This is a genomic window from Rhodococcus sp. NPDC127593 (genome assembly GCF_042671975.1).
Taxonomy (GTDB): domain Bacteria; phylum Actinomycetota; class Actinomycetes; order Mycobacteriales; family Mycobacteriaceae; genus Rhodococcus_F.
The window spans coordinates 79,752-97,788 of sequence record NZ_JBHXWI010000002.1 but is presented as its reverse complement, the minus strand read 5'-3'; the positions used below and the strand labels follow the sequence as shown (position 1 = coordinate 97,788).

The following is an 18,037-nucleotide window of genomic DNA, read 5'->3' as shown; positions in this document are numbered from 1 at the left end:
AGCCTTTCGTCAGGACGACCTCCCGACCAGTCGACCGAGATAGTCGATGACGTCGTCGGCCGCGGTGGCCGCGGCGGTGAGCGCGACGTAACCGTCGGGGCGCACCACCACCAGCGTGCCACCGTGTGCCCCGTATGCGCTGCGCGCCAAACCGCGGTCGTCGACGACGTCCACGCCGGGGCCACGGGAATCGCCCACCACCACGTACTTCACGTCGTCGGGCGCGTCTTCGGCCAGGGTCTGCAGCATGTGCCGGGAGCCGCCGCCGAACCCGAGAACCGTGAAGTGCGTCCCCCGGAAGACGTCGAACAGTCGCAGCGGCGTGCCGTCCGGGCTCAGGCACGGCGCGTCGGGTGCGCGGTCGCCCGCGCGCACACCCGTCGTCACGTCCCCGTCCCGAGACAGCGAACTCCACGGATAGCCCAGACCGAGTTGCTGGCCGTCTTCGGTCACCGCGCCCGCAAACCCCTCGGAGTCCTCGCGTCCGAGGTTCGCGGCCACCTTCTGCAGCCCCGCGCTGCTCACCCCGAGCGTCCAGCGCGCGAGCGGCAACCGTTCCTCCTGGTACGTGTCGAGGAGCGACGGGTCCGCGGAGCCAGCCAGGACGAGAGCGAGTTTCCACCCGAGGTTGTAGGCGTCCTGGATACCGGTGTTCATCCCGAGCCCACCGGCCGGCGGGTGAACGTGGGCCGCGTCCCCGGCCAGGAACACCCGACCGTCGCGGAAGCGGTCCACCATCCGCACGTTCACGTGCCAGGTGGACAGCCATGTCGGTTCGGACAACCGCACGCCGGGGTCGCAGGCGATGTCGTCGAGAACTCGCTGGAAGTACTCGAGCGACGGTTCGGGCAGGTTTCCTTCCTCTTCGAAGTCCGCGAACGGCACTCCCTGGAACTGCCAGGAGTTGATTCCTCGGAATGGGCACAACGCGACGAACCCCCGTTCGGGGTGCGTCCACTGATACCAGTGATCCGGGACCAGGCCGTCGACGGACACGTCGCCGAGGAGCATGGCTTCGATGCCGCCCGTCCCCTCGAACGACACCCCGAGCGCCTTGCGCACCGCGCTGCGCCCGCCGTCGCAGCCCACCAGGTAGCGCGTCATGATGGTCCCGTCGCCGGCGAGCCGGACGGTCACCTTGTCGGTGGTCTGTTCGAAGCCGACCACCTCGACGCCACGCTCCACGTCGATCCCGAACTCCGACAGTCTTTCTCGCAGGATTTTCTCGGTCCGCCACTGCGGGATCATCAGACCGCTGTCGTAGGGCCGATCGGGCGTGGGGCTCAGGTCCGCGTGCGGGTCGCTGTCGCTCACCACCTGGCCGCGCACCGCGACCCGGTTGGGCAGGTGCCGGAACCCGGCCTCGACGATTTCGTCGACGATGCCGAGATCGTCCATCACTTCCTGACTGCGCGCGGTCAATCCCTTTCCCCGCGAACCCGCGAACGGCTCGGGCGACCTGTCGAGGATCCGCACCTCGACGCCGCGCCGCGCCAGTTCCAGCGCGAGCGTGAGCCCGGTCGGACCGGCACCGGCCACCACTGCCTCGGTAGGGCTCATGGCGTCATCGTATTCGTGACGGCACCGATCCGGCGGGAAAGTCGCTGCACAATCGTCGACGAAGGTCCTCGCTCACCGGCCTCGCGGAGTGACCCTCTCGCTCAGAAGTTTCCGCGGGCGGCTTGTTCGCGTTCGATGGCTTCGAAGAGGGCTTTGAAGTTGCCGATGCCGAAGCCGAGGGAGCCGTGGCGTTCGATGAGTTCGAAGAACACGGTGGGGCGGTCGACGAGGGGTTTGGTGAAGATCTGCAGCAGGTAGCCGTCTTCGTCGCGGTCGACGAGGATGCCGCGTTTCTGCAGTTCGGCGATCGGGGCGCGGACGTTGCCGATCCGCGCCCGCAGTTCGGGGTCCTCGTAGTAGGAGTCGGGGGTGGCCAGGAATTCGACGCCCTCGGCGGTCAGCTGGTCGACGGCGGTGAGGATGTCATTGGTGGCCAGGGCCAGGTGCTGGGCGCCGGGACCGCGGTAGAAGTCGAGGTACTCGTCGATCTGCGACCGTTTCTTGGCGATGGCGGGTTCGTTGAGCGGGAACTTGACCCGGTGGTTGCCGTTGGAGACGACCTTCGACATCAGCGCGGAGTAGTCGGTGGCGATGTCCGCGCCGACGAACTCGGCCATGTTCGTAAATCCCATGACCCGGTTGTAGAAGTCGACCCAGTGGTCCATCTTGCCGAGTTCGACGTTGCCGACGACGTGGTCGAGGGCCTGGAACAGGCGTTTGGGGGCCCCGTCGCGTTTGGTGTGCGACGACGCCCGCTCGACGTAGCCGGGCAGGTAGGGGCCGGTGTAGTGGGTGCGGTCGACGAGGGTGTGGCGGGTGTCGCCGTAGGTGGCGATCGCGGCGAGGCGGACGGTGCCGTGTTCGTCGGTCACATCGTGGGGTTCGTCGAGGACGGTGGCGCCCTGGGCGCGGGCGTGGGCGATGCACTTGTCGACGTCGGGGACGGCGAGGGCGATGTCGACGACGCCGTCGCCGTGGATCCGGTGGTGCTCGATCAGCGGGCTGTCCGGGTCGACGGCGCCCTTGATGACGAACCGGACGGCCCCGGATTCGAGGACGTAGGCGTGGTGGTCGCGGTTGCCGGTGGTGGGTCCGGAGTAGGCGACGAGGGTCATCCCGAACGCGGACTGGAAGTAGTGGGCGGTCTGGGTGGCGTTGCCGACCACCCAGACGACGGCGTCCCAGCCGCTGACCGGGAACGGGTCGCGGGTGCCGTCGTATTCGACGAGCCCGACCAGCTGCTCGAGCTGGCCGAGGTCGAGACCTGCCAGGCGTTCCTTGTCGGTGAGAGTCTGCTCGATCGTCATCGCTGTCTTCCTGGTTCGAGGGACGGGGGCGTGGCCTGTTGCTTGGGTCACTACGAAAACCCAGACCGTCCACATAGGCAACCGAGCCAGCAAAAGCTAGCCACAGCGCCACCTTCGGCGACCCTAGAGCCGATTTTCTTATACAGTCGGACTAGTTGAATCCGCTCGGAGAGGTCTGGCCATGAAGGACGCAGTGCAATTGGACGAGCTCGACTTCGCCCTCCTCGACGCCATGCACGACGACCCGAAGGCCGGCGTGCTGGAGCTGTCGCGCCGGATCAAGGTCGCGCGGGCCACCGTCCAGGCGCGGGTGCGCAAACTCGAGGAATCGGGCGTGATCGCCGGGTACGAGCCGCACCTCGACATCGCGGCCGCGGGGTTCGACGTGCAGGCGTTCGTCACGCTGGAGACTGCGCAGGGCGCACTCGATTCCGTGACGTCGGAGCTGGAGTCGATTCCCGGCGTGCTCGAGGCCTTCGCGACCACCGGTTCCGGCGACATCCTGTGCCGCATCGCCGCCGGCTCCCACCTCGGGCTGCAGCAGACGCTGATCGATCTGAACAAGTCGAGCGTCGTCGCCCGGTCCACCAGCGTGATGGTGCTGTCGGTGATCGTCCCGTACCGGTCGATGCCCCTCCTGCGGACCCTCGACCGGCCGCGCTCGGCGAAGGCGCCGGCCTACCGCGCGGCCCCCGCAGACGCGGATTAGCAACGCGATCATCGGTCCTGCTGCACAAACTGAATAGAAAAACGACGAACTTCTTTCTCGGTGATGTTCATCGTGGCTATGTGCTGCCCAGCCGGTTGCGGCGCACGAGTGGTGCCCGCCACAGTGATCGCCGTAACAGCGCGGGCACGGTCGGGAACACCGACCGGATCGCCCCGACCCCCGGCCGTCCAGAAACCGAGAGAAGCCATGAAGAATCTGCTCACCCGATTCGAAGAGAAGGCCCCCGAGATCGTCTTCGAGTGGCACGACACGGAGACCTCCGCACGCGGATGGACGGTGATCAACTCGCTGCGTGGCGGCGCCGCCGGCGGCGGAACCCGGATGCGTCGCGGTCTCGATCGGCGCGAGGTGGAGTCGCTCGCGAAGACCATGGAGGTCAAGTTCACCGTCTCGGGTCCGGCCATCGGTGGCGCGAAGTCGGGCATCGACTTCGACCCGACCGACCCGCGCAAGGACGAGGTGCTGCGACGCTGGTTCAAGGCCGTGACCCCGCTCCTCAAGGCGTACTACGGCACCGGCGGCGACCTGAACGTCGACGAGATGGCCGAGGTCGTGCCGATCACCGAGAGCTACGGCCTCTGGCATCCGCAGGAAGGCGTCGTCAACGGACACTTCGCGGCCAGCGATCGTGAGCGCGTCCAGCGGGTCGGACAGCTGCGACTGGGCGTCGCGAAGGTCGTCGAGGATGCGCGGTTCACTCCCGATCCGCAGGCGAAGTACACGGTGTCCGACCTGATCACCGGTTGGGGTGTCGCCGAATCGGTACGGCACTACTACCGGGTCTACGGCGGCGAACTGGGCGGCAAGCGCGTGATCATGCAGGGCTGGGGCAACGTCGGCGCCGCCGCCGCGTACTACCTGGCGCAGTCCGGGGCCCGGATCGTCGGAATCCTCGACCGCAACGGTGGGCTGTCGAACACCGACGGCTACGACTTCGAGCAGATCGGCGCGCTGTTCCTGGCCAAGGTGGGCAACGAACTGCGCGCAGCAGGCATGGTGCCGTTCGAGGAGATCAACGACGCGATCTGGAGTTCCGGCGCCGAGATCTTCCTCCCCTGCGCCGCATCACGTCTCGTGACCCGCGACCAGGTGGACCGGCTGATCGCGGGCGGTCTCGAGGTGGTGGCGAGCGGCGCCAACGTGCCGTTCGCGGACGACGAGATCTTCTACGGCCCCATCTACGAGTACGCCGACAAGAGCGTCGCCGTCGTCCCCGACTTCATCGCCAACTGCGGCATGGCGCGGGCGTTCGCGCTGCTGATGGAGGGCGACATCGAGGTGTCGGACGAGGCGATCTTCGGTGACGTCTCCGCGACCGTCGCGACGGCGCTCGAGCGTTGCTTCGCGCGTTCGTCGCAGCCGACCGGAATCGCCGGTACCGCGTTCGAGATCGCACTCGATCAGCTCGTCTGACGGCACGGGAGATCCCATGAACACAGTTCACGACCCACCGGCATCCACCACCGGAGCCGTTGTCACCAAGGGCCTTCAGCAGGCGATGAAACCACGCCAGCTGGTGATGATGAGTCTGGGCGGCGCGATCGGCGCCGGACTGTTCGTCGGCTCCGGTGCGGGCATCGCCGTCGCCGGGCCCGCCGTACTCGTCTCCTTCCTCATCGCCGGATTCCTCGTCGTCCTCGTGATGCGGATGATGGGCGAGATGGTGGCCGCCGACCCCGACAGCGGCGCGTTCTCCGTCCACGCCGAAAACGCGATGGGCCCGGTCGCCGGCCGGACGATCGGCTGGCTGTACTGGGTGCAGGTCGTCATCGTGGTCGCCGCGGAGGCGACCGCGGCGGCGGCGATCACCGCCGCGTCCATACCCGCAGTGCCGCAATGGGTGGCGGCCCTGGCGTACATGAGTGTGCTGACGGCCGTGAACCTGGCGGGTGTCTCCCGCTTCGGCGAGTTCGAATTCTGGTTCGCCGCACTGAAGATCGTCGCGATCGTCGCGTTTCTGGCGGTCGGTTCCGCGATGATCCTCGGCTGGCTTCCCAGCTTCGACGCGCCGGGCCTGTCGAACCTCACCGGCCACGGCGGGTTCGCCCCCAACGGTGTCACCGGCATCGCCGCCGGCCTGCTGATCGTGGTCTTCGCGTTCGGCGGCACCGAGGTGATGGCCATCGCGGCCGCCGAGACGGCGGAACCGCGGCGCAACGTGAGCCGGGCGGTGCGGTCCATCGTGTGGCGGATCCTGGTGTTCTACGTCGGTTCCGTCCTCATCATGGTGACGGTGCTGCCGTGGACCGCCGACGAACTCGCGACGGGACCGTTCGTCGCGGTCCTGAACGCCGCACACGTGCCCGGCGCCGGCGCCGTCATGACCGTCGTCGTGGTCATCGCACTGCTGTCGTCGCTGAACGCCATGCTGTTCAGTGGCTCCCGGATGATCTACTCGCTGTCCGAGCGTGGGGCGGCGGCGAAGGTGTTCGGCCGGGTGTCGGGCAACGGCGTTCCCCGCGTGGCGGTGCTGGCGTCGGTGACATTCGGGTTCGTCACCGTCGTCCTCAATTACCTGGCCCCGGATCGTGTTCTCCCGCTGCTGCTCAACGCGGTCGGCTCGACGATCCTGGTGCTGTGGACGTTCGTCACCGTCTCGCAGATCGTGTTGCGGCGCCGCGCCGAGAAGTCGGGCCGGACGGATCTGCCGCTGAAGATGTGGGGCTTCCCGTATCTGTCGTATGTCGCTCTCGCGCTGCTGGCCGCGGTCGCCGCGCTGGCGTTGTTCGACGACGCGGCACGCAACCAGCTGTTCGCGACGCTCACGTTCACGTGTGCGATCACACTGGCCTGCTGGGTGCTCGGGCGCAGGCAACGCGGTGCGGCCGCCGGCGCGATGCCGGAGAAGCTGCCCGAGACCGTCGGCTGAGACGACACCGCGGTCTCACGGATGTCGAGGGGTCATCCGTGAGACCGTGACAGTCTCCCGCTCAGCGGACACGTTCCGGTCGCCGAACGTCCCCGCGGCCTACCGTCGGCTGCACGCGACGAAGGGCCGGGAATGACCACACATCCAGACGTTTTCGCTCCAGCCACGCTGGGCCCCATCACGTTACGCAACCGGACAATCAAGTCGGCCACGTTCGAGGGCCGCACTCCCGACGCGCTGGTCACCGACGAGCTGATCGAGTTCCACCGCCGGCCCGCGGCGGGTGGGGTCGGGATGTCGACGGTGGCCTACTGCGCCGTGGCACCGGAGGGTCGCACCGAACGCGGGCAGTTGTGGATGCGCCCGGACGCCGTCCCCGGGCTGCGCAGACTCACCGACGCCATCCACGCCGAGGGTGCGGCCGCATCTGCCCAACTCGGCCACGCCGGACCCGTCGCGAACGAGAAGTCAACCGGACTTCCTGCGCTCGCACCCTCGCGGTCGTTCAACCCGCTCAGCATGCGGATGATCCGCAGTGCCACCGCCGCCGACATCACCCGGATCACCGCCGCCCACGGAACCGCGGCACGGCTCGCTGTCGAGTCCGGCTTCGACGCCGTCGAGATCCACTTCGGCCACAACTACTTCGCCAGCTCATTTCTCAGCCCGAAGCTGAATCGTCGCACCGATTCCTACGGCGGATCACTCGAGAACCGGGCCCGGGTGGTGCGGGACGTCGCCCGAACCGTGCGCGACGCCGTCGGCGGCCGGGTCGCGATTCTCGCCAAGCTGATATGGACGACGGCGTCCCCGGAGGGTTCTGGCTCGACGAGGCCATCCAGGTGGCCGGACTGCTGGAGCACGACGGCAGTGTCGACGCCCTCGAACTCACCATGGGCAGTTCGCTTCTCAATCCGATGTACCTGTTCAAGGGCGACGCACCGGTGCGGGAGTTCGCGGCAGCCATGCCGCAGCCGGTCCGTCTCGGCGTCCAGTTGGCCGGGAGGTCGATGCTCCACACCTACCCGTACCGCGACCTGTTCATGCTCGAGCACGCACGCCAGATCCGCGCGGCGGTGGCGTTGCCGCTCGTCCTGCTCGGCGGAGTCACCGACCGGGCGGGCATGGACACCGCCATGGCCGAGGGCTTCGAATTCGTCGCCATGGCCCGGGCGCTGCTGCGCGAACCCGACCTGGTGAACCGCATCCGGTCCGAGCCGCGCACCCAGTCGTTGTGCATCCACTGCAACAAGTGCATGCCCACCATCTTCAGCGGAGCGCGCTGCGTGCTCGTCGAGTGATTCACTGCACGGTCGGTTGGCTCACACGTGGAGCGCGATGAGGGATCCGATGCCGACGACGGCGCCGAAGATCAGTGGAATACAGATGATGTCGATGAAGATGCCGGTGCTGATCATCTTGATCATCGGCACGTACCCCGATCCGTAGACGATGGCGTTCGGTGGTGTCGAGACCGGGAGCATGGCTCCGGCGTTCGCGCCGAACACGCCGGCCATGGCCGGGATGATCGGGTCGACGCCGATGGCGAGGGCGATCGGGATGATGATCGGGACGACGATGCCGACGCTGGCCGTGTTGCTGGTGGTTTCGGAGATGACCAGCCCCATGACGATGGCGATCAGGGCGAGAACCCAGGAACTCTGCACCCCCGTGGCCCGGGCGATGGTCGTGCCGAGGGTTTCGGCGAGTCCGGTTGCATTCATCATGGTGCCGATGGTCAGACCTGCACCGACGAGGAGGACCGTGCCCCAGTCGATCTTCGCGGCCTCGGTCCACGTGAGGGTGGATTCACTGCTCCCGTTTCCGCGGGGCAGGAAGAACAGCAGCCCTGCAGTGAGGACCACGACGGATCCCTCGTTGAGATGGTCGGTGAAGGCGGTGACGATCGGGCTCGTGATGCCGAAAGTGGTGACCAGGGAGGGCAACACCCAGAGGACGACCGTGACGAGGAAGATCACCAGAACGTTGCGTTCGCCGCGGTTCATCTGGCCGAGATCTGCGTAGTGGGCGCGGAAGTAGTCCTGCCCACCGCGAATGTGCTTCACCTCGGGCCTGTTGACGAAGATCAGCGCGACCCACATGACCGCACCCATCACGAGAAGGTATGGGGCCGACATGGAGAGCCAGTCGAACAGTTCCACCTTGTAGCCGGTCATGCGTTCGATCGTGCCGCGGCCGATGACGTTGGCGATGCCGGTGATCGGGGTGAGGACCGACCCGATGCTCGCGCCGTAGGCGATGGAAAGCATCAACAGGCAGGAGAATTTGGTGCGGTTGGTCTTGATGCCCGGGTTCTGCTCCTGAATGAGATCGCCGATGGTCTTGACCACGCCGATACCGATGGGAAGCAACATGGCGGCGGTCGCCGACGCCGACACGAACATCGACAGGAAGCACGCAACCACTCCGAATGCGGCCGCGGTCCGGTACGTGCTGTTACCGATGCCCGGGAACGAGAGCACCTTGAGGGCGAACCGTCGGTCCAACCCGTGCACCGTCATCGCGCGAGCCAGGATGAAGGCGCCGATCACCAGGAACACGGTCGCGGAGCCGAAGGAGCCGTACACCTCCTGGGGTGTACCGACGCCGAGGACGACGAGTAGGGCGATGCCGATCAGCGCGGTCACCGGGATGGGGACGGGCTCCGTGATCCACAGCAGGACCACGACGGTCAGGACCGCGAGCATGGCCTGCTGGGCGTTCGGCATGTCGATCGGCAGGACGAGGATGCCGATGAGCAGGGGCAGAGCGGCGATCAGACCGAACCGTCCGCGGATGTAGTCGAAGCGTTCCTCTCCTGCGAGTTTCGGTGGCTGCTCCGTCACGGTGGTCAATGTGCTCATGTCAGGTCCTTGCAAGCTGGGGAATGGAGGGCAGGACTTCGTCGACTGCGGCGCGGCTGTGCCATCCCCGGACAGCGCTCGCGGCGATGTCCTTCGCCTCGCCGAGATAGTCGTCGGCGGTGACGAGTTGTGCGGGCAGCAGTTCGGCGACACCGGCCTCCGCCGCGACCTCGCGCAGGGTGTCGGCGAGCACACGATGCGTGGTCCGGGCGCGGGTCGCGGCCGTGTAGAGCAGGTCGTGGGCGCGTTCGCGGCCCAGGGCTTCGGCGAGCTGGATCATCTGCGCCTCGGCCATGACCAACCCGCTGTCGAGGTCGAGGTTCGCGCGCATCCTGTCGGCGTCGACCCGCATGCCCCTGACGATGACCAGCGCTTCGGACAGCGCGCTGCCGGCGAGGACCCCGAGCTGTGGGATCACCTGCCACTCGATCTGCCACTCGCCGGCGCTGCGTTCGTGGCCCGCTTCCTGGATGCGGCTCAGCGACGACAGCAGCGCTCCGGCGGTCTGCGACAGTCCGATGATGGCCTCCGAGGAGATCGGGTTGACCTTCTGCGGCATCGTCGACGACGCACCGCGGTGGTTGTTGTAGGGCTCGAAGACCTCGCCGATCTCCGTGCGGGAGAGGTCGACGATGTTGCGCGCGAGCTTGGCGCACGTCGCCGCGACGGTGGCGCAGAGCCAGCCGTATTCGGCGACACCGTCGCGGTCGACGTGCCACGGGATGTCGGTGTCGTGCAGGCCGAGCAGGTCGGCGACGCGGGTTCGGACGTCCGCGGACTTCGCGCCGAGCGCTGCGGACGTGCCGCCCGCCCCGAACAGGGAGATCACGGCGATCCGCGGCACCGCTTGCTGGAGACGTTCGCGGTGGCGGGTGAACTGACCCAGCAGTGCCGCGAGGGTGGCGCCGAACGTGGTCGGCACCGCCTGCTGGGCGTGGGTCCGGCCGGGCATCACGGTGCCGGCGTGGGCTTCGACCTGGACCGCGAGCGCATCGCCGAGTTCGCCGAGCTGCCAGTCGAGCGCGGCCAGTGATCGCGCGAGCTGCAGGGCGAGCCCGGTATCCATGATGTCCTGCGTGGTCGCACCGTAGTGGACGCGACCGTTCGGTCCGTCCGGCAGTGCCCCGGAGATCTGCCGCACCAGCCCGAGGATCGGGTACCCGACGTTTTTCGACGTCTCCCACAGGGAGTCGCGGTCGATGTTGTCGATGCGGGCCGCTGCCGCGATCGCCGCAGCGTCGTCTGCCGAGATGACCGCGTGCTCACCCTGCGCGATGGCGAGGGCCCGCTCGGTGGCCAACCAGCTCTCGATGCAGCTGTCGGCGGAAAAGATGTCGAGTTGTGCCTCGTCCCCTGCCAGATGTGTGAGGAGAGAGAACGGGTTTCTTGACTGAATGGACACGAAGGGCCTTTCGCCTGACGTAGTGGATCACCCACATCCGCGACTGTGACTCACGACATGTGGAATCGGTTCCACATGACTGTGGCGCAAGCCACTCGTTCTGTCAAGAGAGGAGGTTTCATCGACGTCCGCGGTCGTCCTCGACGCCTTTACCTGCGGTTACGTTGGGTATGGTGGGTTTGTGCCCAAACTTCAGGACGTCGCCGCACTGGCCAAGGTGGGGGTGGGTACCGCCTCACGCGCGATGAGCGGGCGAGGCTACGTGGACCCCGACACCCGCAAGAGAATCCTCGAGGCGGCCGATGCGTTGGGCTACCGGCCGAACAAGGTCGCCCAGGCACTGCGGGAGAACAAGACGCGCGTCGTCGGATTGCTGCTACCCGACATTTCGAACGAGTTCTACACCGACAGCGCCGCCGTGCTGCAGTCCGTTCTGTTCGAGGCCGGATTCCAACTTGTGGTCAGCGCCAGCGGCAACGATCCCGAATCCGAGGAACGCGGACTGCGCTCACTGCTCGATCACCGCGTCGACGGAATCATCCATGTCCCCGTCGACGCTCGACGCACACTGCCGACCGGCGTGCCGATCGTGCAACTCAACCGTCACTCGGTCCCGCTACAGACCGATGCAGTCGTCAGCGACGACGAATACGGCATCGAAGCAATCACCGAACTGGCCCTGCAAGCAGGACATACCGATCTCGCCCTCGTCATCGGCGGAGCCGATCACAGCACCACCGCCGACCGCATGCGCGGGTTCCGCAACGCCGTCGACCGTGCGGGAATACCGGAGGTGCCCAAAGGAACTGCCGGCCACCGCTTCCGCATCCTCGAGGGCGACTTCACCTCGGAATGGGGGCGGAACGCGATGCACGTGATCGCCGGCGACCTGCCCGGCGTCGCCATCGCCGCCAGTAGCCGGATCGCGCTGGGCGTCCTGCACGCCTGCTCCGACCTCGGCCTGTCGGTGCCCGACGACCTGTCCGTCGCCGCACACGGCAATCCCGAATGGTACGAGGTGTTTCCACCCGGAATCACGTCCTACGCCCCTCCACTGGCCGAGATGGGACAGGAGGCGGCGGTGAGGATCCTCGCCAAGATGGAGTCCGGAGCCGGGGACGAAGCGCCCACCATGACGAGGATGAGGGGCGAAGTCCACCAACGTCATTCGATCGGCGGCAGCATCCCCGCCCCCTCCGCCTGACGGCTTACGGCTTACGGCTTACGGCTTACGATCACCAGCTCGTCTGCGCCAGAACCGCATCCAGCGCCGCATAGCTCTCGTTCATGCCGCCTTCCATGCCGGACTGCAGCATGCCGTCGCGCTCTTCGGGGGTGTGGAACTGGCTGACGACGGACAGCTTGGTGCGTCCGTCACCGAGGTCGGTGTACGTGTTGTTCTCGACGATGACGTGGCCGGGCATGCCGTCCCACTCGAACGTGTACACCAGACGCTCCTCCGGGGTGATCTCCCGGAACCTTCCCTCGAATCCGTGGGTGTCGCCGTCCGAGTGTTCGACGAAGCGCCAGTGCCCGCCGCGCTCGAATTCCCAGCGTTCGACGTCGAGTTCGTTTCCGCGGCCCCACCACTGGGCGAGGAGCTCCGGTCTCGTGAATGCGGCCCACACGCGGTCGCGGGGAGCGTCGAAGATGCGTTCGACGTGGATCTCCCGGTCCGTCGGCGTCGAGACGGTCGAGGTCGTGGGAGTCTGCGAGGTGCTCATGACGTGCCTTCCGTTCTATTGAGGAATTCGTCCAGACGGTTCAGGCGCCCTTCCAGCGACAGCTGGTAGTCGCGGATCCAGGCCACCTCACGCTCGAGGGAATTGGTCCCCAGCATGCAGTACCGCACCCGGCCACGTTTCTCGGTCACGACCATCCCGGCCTCTTCGAGCAGTCGCACGTGTTTCTTGATGCCGGTGAGCGTCATCTCGAAGAGTTCGGCGAGGTCACTGATCGAGCAGGGGCCCTCTCCGAGCCGGCGGAGGATCCCACGCCGCGTGGGGTCTGCCAGTGCGGCGAACGTAGCGTCGAGAACCGAATACTGAACCATCGAGTTCAGTGTTGCACGCGTGTGGCGCTCCGTCAACGGTTTTCGCCGGTGGAGCCCGAACCTCATCGTCGTCGGACTGTTCCTGTACCCGCCGTCGTGGCCGATCGCGTTCCTCCTGCAGAACATCACTGTCGGAAGTGCCGTTGCGGAGCGCGTGAGGCCCTCCTGTTCCGTACCCTTCGCGCACCGTCAGGAATACCCTGGCAAGTACACACCCCATGCACCTCCCGGAATCTGCACCGCCCGGAATCGGACCGCCATGAACGATCGCCCGCCGAGTGATTCGACGATCGCGTCTGGGCCGCCCACCGAACTGGGGCAGGACACCCAGCTGCCACCGTCGACGACGACGTCGGGCGCCGAACCGGTGTTCGTCGTCGAAAGTGGCGTCGAACGCCTCGTCGCGGATTGGGAGTCTTCCGGTTCGCCGGCCGAGCTCACCGAGTATCTCCCCGACACCGCCGCGATCCGGCGGGCCGCACTGATCGAGCTGATCAAGGTGGACCTCGACTACCGGTGGCTGCGGTCGGGCCGCCCGAAGCGCATCGCCGACTACTGCCTCGAATTCCCGGAGTTGCTCGCCGAACCTCTGCCACCGGAACTCGTCTATCTGGAGTACCGGGTCCGCCGTCAGAGTGGCGCCGACGTCGATCCCGGTGAGTACGTCACCGAATACCCTCAGCAGGCCGCCCGGTTCGAGACCCTCCTCGATGACGACCGCCGCATGGACCGGCGGACCGTCACCGCGGAACTCGGCCCGGGCGACGACCTCGACGTCGGTGAGCGCCTCGACGATTTCGATCTGATGATGGAGCTGGGTCACGGCGCGTTCGCGCGGGTGTTCCTCGCCCGGCAGCGTTCGATGCAGCGATGGGTGGCGCTGAAGATCTCCCGGAACATCGGCAACGAGCCGCAGACACTCGCACAGCTCGACCACCCGTACATCGTCCGCGTCTACGACCAGCGGGTGCTGGAAGACCGCCGGCTGCGGGTGCTGTTCATGGAATACGTCCCCGGCGGCACGCTCCTCGACGTGGTGCGGCTGGTCCGCAAGACCCCGCCGGAACAGCGATCCGGACAGCTGCTGCTCGATTCGGTGGACCGCCTCCTCGCGGAGAGAGGCGAGATCCGGCCCGAGTATTCGAGCGTGCGGGACGAGATCGCCGCGCTGTCGTGGCCGGAGACGGTCGCGTGGATCGGGTTGCGGCTGGCCGACGCGCTCGACTACGCCCGGGCGCACGGCGTCCTGCACCGCGACATCAAACCGGCGAACGTGCTGCTGGGACTCGAAGGCATCCCCAAGCTGGCCGATTTCAACGTCAGTTCGAGCGACAGCGTCGAGAATCGCGGCGCCGGAGGATTCATCGGCGGTTCCGTCGCCTACATGTCGCCCGAGCAGCTCGAGGCGATCGACCCGAGCACCCACCGGACCGCCTCCGACCTCGATTCCCGCAGCGATATCTTCGCGTTGGGCGTCATGCTGTGGGAATTGCTGACCGGGGCGCGCCCCTTCCCGGACGACGACGGAACCGCGTCGCCGCCGTCGCCTCGCGTACTTCTCGAGTCACGACGCCGGGGAGTGGACCCGGAACGATCCGCGCTCGCCGAAGACTGTCCCGCCGCGCTGCGGCGCATCCTGGTGAAGTCGCTCGCACCCGACCGGGACAATCGGTGGTCGAGTGGCCGGAAGCTGACGCGGCAGTTCGCGCTGTGCCTCGACCCGCACGCCCGCGACCTCGTCGACCCGGCGCCGGGAAGCGTGCGGTCCACGATGTGGAGGTGGGCGCTTCCCATCGTGATCGCCGCGGTCGGCATCCCGAACCTGCTGGCAGCCGGATACAACTACTACTACAACAAGGTGCTGATCATCGCCACGCTGCCCGTCGAGGCGCAGCAGGATCTCGAATTCGTGCACCTGGTGATCGGCGGGATCGCGTTTCCGCTGGGCGCAGTGCTCATCGTCTACTGGTGTCGACTCTCGCTCACGGTTCCGCGCGGTCTCCGCAACGGCAGAACCTACAGTTCCGAGGTGCTGGAGAAGGCGCGCGCCACGACGCTCGGGCTCGGCCATCGCGCCGTCGTGGTCAGCTTCGGGCTGTGGGTCGTCGCCGGCGTCGCCTACCCGGTTGCCCTGGAGATCACCGCAGGCGGGATTCCGTTGCGCGCATACACGCAACTCCTCGCGTCCCTCGCCGTGTGCGGGGCGGTCGCGCTCGCCTACCCGTTCTTCATCCTCACGTTCTATGCGGTGCGGTGCCTCTGCCCGATCCTGCTGTCGCACGGCGAGTTGCGCGGAAGCGACGGACGCAACATCCGGGCCCTCGGCCGGAGCATGCCGCGGTACCTCGCCGTCGCCGCGGCCGTCCCGTTGATCGGGGTCGCCGGGCTCAGCTTCGTCGGCGGAAGCACCGGCGACGCCGTGAACGCGACGGTGCGCGCGCTGTGTCTGGGCGGAATCTTCGCCTTCATCGCCGTGTACCAGTTGTTCCGGCGGATCGAAAGCGATCTGTGTGCGCTCGAGAGGGTCGTGTGGCTGGAGGTGCCGGGGTCGCCGACCAGGCGGCGGCGGTAGGAGCAGCCGGCGCAAATAAAGAAGGCCCCTGGCGCTGCCGGGTCGGGGTCCGACAGCGCCATGGGCTCACTGTGTATTTCTCTCGAAGCCCCCTCCGCGTTACACCCCGCGTGTCGCGCGCCCGGCGAGGCCGCCCATCGTCATGTCGTAGAGGACGGTGGCCAGCTCGTTTCGCCGGTCGCGGAGGTCGCGGCGGAGGTATTCGAGGCTCACCTCGCGGTAGCTGACGGTGAGCACCAGGAGCAGCGCGTCGAGGTCGACACCCGGACCGATCGCGGACGGATTCAACGTCACATACGTACGTAACAGGTCGCGGCACCGTTCCTCGATCCGGACCGAACGGTGCGCGGTGAGGGCCAGGTGCGGGGCGTCGTTGAGCAGCGAACCGAGGATGCCGCGATACCTGTCCAGGACGGCGAGGAGCTGGGACTGCAGCGCCGCGTCCTTCAGGAACGTGCCCTTCGCGACGGCTTGTTCGAGCTGCGTCCCGAACGTGGCGGTGGTTTCCTCCATGATCTTGTCGATCAGGACCTCGATGATCTCGTCCTTGTTCGCGAAGTACTGGTACACCGACCCCTTCGAGATGCCGGCGGCCTCCGCGATGGCGTTCGTGCTGCAGCCGGTGTACCCCTTGGCCCGCAAAACCTGACCAGTTGCCGACAAGATGCGCGCGACCGTCTCCTGCGACCGCTGCTGAGAGGGGTCTTTTCGCTGGCCAGTGCCCATTCGCTGAACCCTCTCGATCTGCCGCACAATGCGACTTGTACCCGTCCGATTCGGTGGGGTGAACTGTAACTCACAGCCCTCGAGCGGGGGCCGAGGCACAAAGACGCCCCCTTTCTCGACTACCGAATCGAGTGCACCGCAATGACGGAAACCCAGTCCCGGGAGTCGGCGCCCGGCTTCGCCGATTTCACCCCGCCGCGGCGGTTCGACATGGACTCGGAGTGGGGTCGCCGCTCGATGCGGACGCTGTCGCGGTTCGTGCACGGCGACCCGACACCCACCGCGGCGGAGCGGGAACTCCACGCCCGGGCGGTGGTCAGTCAGGACGAGATCGGTGCCGCACTGGCGCGGGCCGTCCTCGTCGACAAGACCGTGACGATGGCCCAGTTCTCCCGGGCACTCTCCGACGGCATCGGCAGCGTGCCCGACGCCGCGCCGCCGCTGGTCGCGTTCTTCGATGCAGTGGACCGCCGGCCGTCGTGGGTCGACGACCGCCGCCTCGAGCACGGGGCCGCCGTCTGCCTGCGCAGCGGCATGACCGGACTCGACCTGCTCGCGACCGGTTCGCTGATGAACGGCTACCGCAGCGCGGCCACCTCCCGCCAACTCGTGGCCACCGGCAGGCTCGTCGGGGACGGCGCCGGTCAGCGGGTCGCCGAGACCGTGCGGTGGTGGTACGAGTGCGTCCTGCCCGGCGGCATGGACCGCGACCGCCGGGGCTGGCAGTTGTCCGTGCACGTCCGGTTGATGCACTCGTTCGTCAACCTGACCCTGCTGCAGGACGAGAGCTGGGACGTGTCCGACTGGGGAATGCCGATCAACCAGTCGGATCAGGCCGGGACGCTCGCCCTCTTCTCGACGACGTTCCTCGTCGGACTCCGGTCGCTGGGCGTGTGGGTCTCCGCCGACGAGGGCCGCGACGTCATGCACCTGTGGCGGTACATCGGCTGGCTGATGGGAATCGACGAACACTGGCTGGTCGACGACGAGAACACCGGACGCCGCAACATGTGCCAGATCGGGATGTTCGCTCCCGGTCCCGACGACAACTCCAGGGTGCTGGCCGACTCACTGCAGAAGTCGTGGGCCACCTTCCACTACCCGCATGCAGAGCCCCTGCGACGCCGGCTCAACCGCCAGCGTCTGCTCAGCATCCAGCGGTTGTTCTCCGGCAAGCGCGGCATGCGAGAACTCGGATTGCCGGTCGTGCCGGCCTGGTTCGTTCCGCTGGCACTGGTCGGGAACGGGACGCTGCACGGTGCGGCGCGAGTGAGTCCGGCCGTCCGGGAACGCGTCGGCCGACGCTCCCGGCGGCGAGTCGAGGCGTGGCTCGCCGCCAACGAGACGTCGTCGCGGACTCAGCGGCGCTCGTAGATGCCGCGGACGTACGCGGCCTGCCCGGCATGCTGCAGATCGTCGGAGATGACGCTGATCAATCGGACACCGAGAGTGACTGGCGGATCCCAATGCTCGTCGACGATCCGGTCGAGGTCGTCCGCGCCGATCGACTGGACGTAATCGACGGTGCGGTCGTGCACGGCATCGTGATACTCGCGCAGGAGGTCGGCGCCGGTCCGCACCTTCGCCACCTCGTCCGCGGAGTGCCCGTAACCGATGTCGGCGACCGGGAACGGGAGGTCGAACCGCTCCACCCACCCACCGGACGTCCACACCTGCGCGGTGCCCGCGACACCGGCGACGTGGTCGTCCTGCACTCGCGTCAGATGCCAGATCAGCCAGGCGATGGTGTTCGCCTTCGCGTCCACCCGAAACGTGAGGGCGTCGGCGGGGAGATCGGCCAGCGTGGAATGCACGGTCTCCTGAATGCGGTCGAAGGCGTCGGTCAACAGCGCGCTCTGGTCCACGATCTTCCTTTCGTCGTGTTCATCACGTTCCACTATGACGCCCCCCGGGCTCATTCGGTACGTCTCGACTCCGAGAACTGTTCGGCAGC

14 protein-coding genes and 1 pseudogene are annotated in these 18,037 nt (G+C 67.2%); 7 read left to right on the top strand and 8 right to left on the bottom strand.

Going from position 1 to position 18,037, the window contains the following annotated elements; genetic code table 11:
- Window positions 1-9: 9 nt before the first annotated feature.
- Window positions 10-1,560 carry an FAD-dependent oxidoreductase gene (locus ACFVJ3_RS02180; RefSeq protein ID WP_378450484.1) on the bottom strand — a complete coding sequence of 517 codons (1,551 nt, stop codon included), beginning with the start codon at window positions 1,558-1,560 and terminating at the stop codon, window positions 10-12.
- A 101-nt stretch (window positions 1,561-1,661) separates the two neighbouring features.
- Window positions 1,662-2,867, bottom strand: a complete 1,206-nt coding sequence (gene hppD / locus ACFVJ3_RS02175; protein WP_378450483.1) for a 4-hydroxyphenylpyruvate dioxygenase — start codon at window positions 2,865-2,867, stop codon at window positions 1,662-1,664.
- A 181-nt stretch (window positions 2,868-3,048) separates the two neighbouring features.
- On the opposite strand from hppD, the gene ACFVJ3_RS02170 reads away from it, so the two are divergent.
- From ACFVJ3_RS02170 to ACFVJ3_RS02155, 4 genes and pseudogenes are all read left to right on the top strand, one after another.
- Complete coding sequence (locus tag ACFVJ3_RS02170) at window positions 3,049-3,576, top strand: Lrp/AsnC family transcriptional regulator (RefSeq protein ID WP_378450482.1); 528 nt, start codon at window positions 3,049-3,051, stop codon at window positions 3,574-3,576.
- Window positions 3,577-3,783: 207 nt separating this feature from the next.
- A complete protein-coding gene (locus tag ACFVJ3_RS02165; RefSeq protein ID WP_378450481.1) occupies window positions 3,784-5,010 on the top strand; it encodes a Glu/Leu/Phe/Val dehydrogenase dimerization domain-containing protein in 1,227 nt (408 codons plus the stop codon).
- Window positions 5,011-5,026: 16 nt separating this feature from the next.
- The gene (locus tag ACFVJ3_RS02160) at window positions 5,027-6,466 is read left to right on the top strand and encodes an amino acid permease (protein ID WP_378450480.1); all 1,440 of its coding nucleotides are present in this window, start codon (window positions 5,027-5,029) and stop codon (window positions 6,464-6,466) included.
- Window positions 6,467-6,598: 132 nt separating this feature from the next.
- A pseudogene (locus tag ACFVJ3_RS02155) lies at window positions 6,599-7,767 on the top strand (NADH:flavin oxidoreductase).
- 21 nt (window positions 7,768-7,788) lie between these two features.
- Here the strand turns inward: ACFVJ3_RS02155 and ACFVJ3_RS02150 are convergent.
- Window positions 7,789-9,330 carry an SLC13 family permease gene (locus tag ACFVJ3_RS02150; protein WP_378450479.1) on the bottom strand — a complete coding sequence of 514 codons (1,542 nt, stop codon included), beginning with the start codon at window positions 9,328-9,330 and terminating at the stop codon, window positions 7,789-7,791.
- A 1-nt stretch (window position 9,331) separates the two neighbouring features.
- Window positions 9,332-10,732 (bottom strand): adenylosuccinate lyase family protein, encoded by a 1,401-nt coding sequence (locus ACFVJ3_RS02145; protein ID WP_378450478.1) that lies wholly within the window; start codon window positions 10,730-10,732, stop codon window positions 9,332-9,334.
- A gap of 181 nt (window positions 10,733-10,913) precedes the next feature.
- On the opposite strand from ACFVJ3_RS02145, the gene ACFVJ3_RS02140 reads away from it, so the two are divergent.
- On the top strand, window positions 10,914-11,936 hold the full coding sequence (locus ACFVJ3_RS02140) for a LacI family DNA-binding transcriptional regulator (protein ID WP_378450477.1): 1,023 nt from the start codon (window positions 10,914-10,916) through the stop codon (window positions 11,934-11,936).
- A gap of 31 nt (window positions 11,937-11,967) precedes the next feature.
- On the opposite strand, the gene ACFVJ3_RS02135 is transcribed toward ACFVJ3_RS02140, so the two are convergent.
- Together ACFVJ3_RS02135 and ACFVJ3_RS02130 are read right to left on the bottom strand one after the other, a co-directional pair.
- Window positions 11,968-12,456, bottom strand: a complete 489-nt coding sequence (locus ACFVJ3_RS02135; protein WP_378450476.1) for an SRPBCC family protein — start codon at window positions 12,454-12,456, stop codon at window positions 11,968-11,970.
- On the bottom strand, window positions 12,453-12,785 hold the full coding sequence (locus ACFVJ3_RS02130; RefSeq protein WP_378450475.1) for an ArsR/SmtB family transcription factor: 333 nt from the start codon (window positions 12,783-12,785) through the stop codon (window positions 12,453-12,455). Before ACFVJ3_RS02130 ends, ACFVJ3_RS02135 begins: the two co-directional genes overlap by 4 nt.
- 259 nt (window positions 12,786-13,044) lie before the next feature.
- Between ACFVJ3_RS02130 and ACFVJ3_RS02125 the strand changes: the two genes are divergently transcribed.
- Complete coding sequence (locus ACFVJ3_RS02125) at window positions 13,045-15,357, top strand: serine/threonine-protein kinase (RefSeq protein WP_378450474.1); 2,313 nt, start codon at window positions 13,045-13,047, stop codon at window positions 15,355-15,357.
- 99 nt (window positions 15,358-15,456) lie between these two features.
- Here the strand turns inward: ACFVJ3_RS02125 and ACFVJ3_RS02120 are convergent, their stop codons facing one another.
- Window positions 15,457-16,083 carry a TetR/AcrR family transcriptional regulator gene (locus ACFVJ3_RS02120; protein ID WP_378450473.1) on the bottom strand — a complete coding sequence of 209 codons (627 nt, stop codon included), beginning with the start codon at window positions 16,081-16,083 and terminating at the stop codon, window positions 15,457-15,459.
- A gap of 141 nt (window positions 16,084-16,224) precedes the next feature.
- Between ACFVJ3_RS02120 and ACFVJ3_RS02115 the strand changes: the two genes are divergently transcribed.
- The gene (locus ACFVJ3_RS02115) at window positions 16,225-17,457 is read left to right on the top strand and encodes an oxygenase MpaB family protein (RefSeq protein WP_378450472.1); all 1,233 of its coding nucleotides are present in this window, start codon (window positions 16,225-16,227) and stop codon (window positions 17,455-17,457) included.
- Here ACFVJ3_RS02115 and ACFVJ3_RS02110 read toward each other — a convergent pair.
- A complete protein-coding gene (locus tag ACFVJ3_RS02110; protein WP_378450471.1) occupies window positions 17,442-17,948 on the bottom strand; it encodes a DUF664 domain-containing protein in 507 nt (168 codons plus the stop codon). The genes ACFVJ3_RS02115 and ACFVJ3_RS02110 overlap by 16 nt on opposite strands.
- Between the last annotated feature and the right edge of the window lie 89 nt (window positions 17,949-18,037).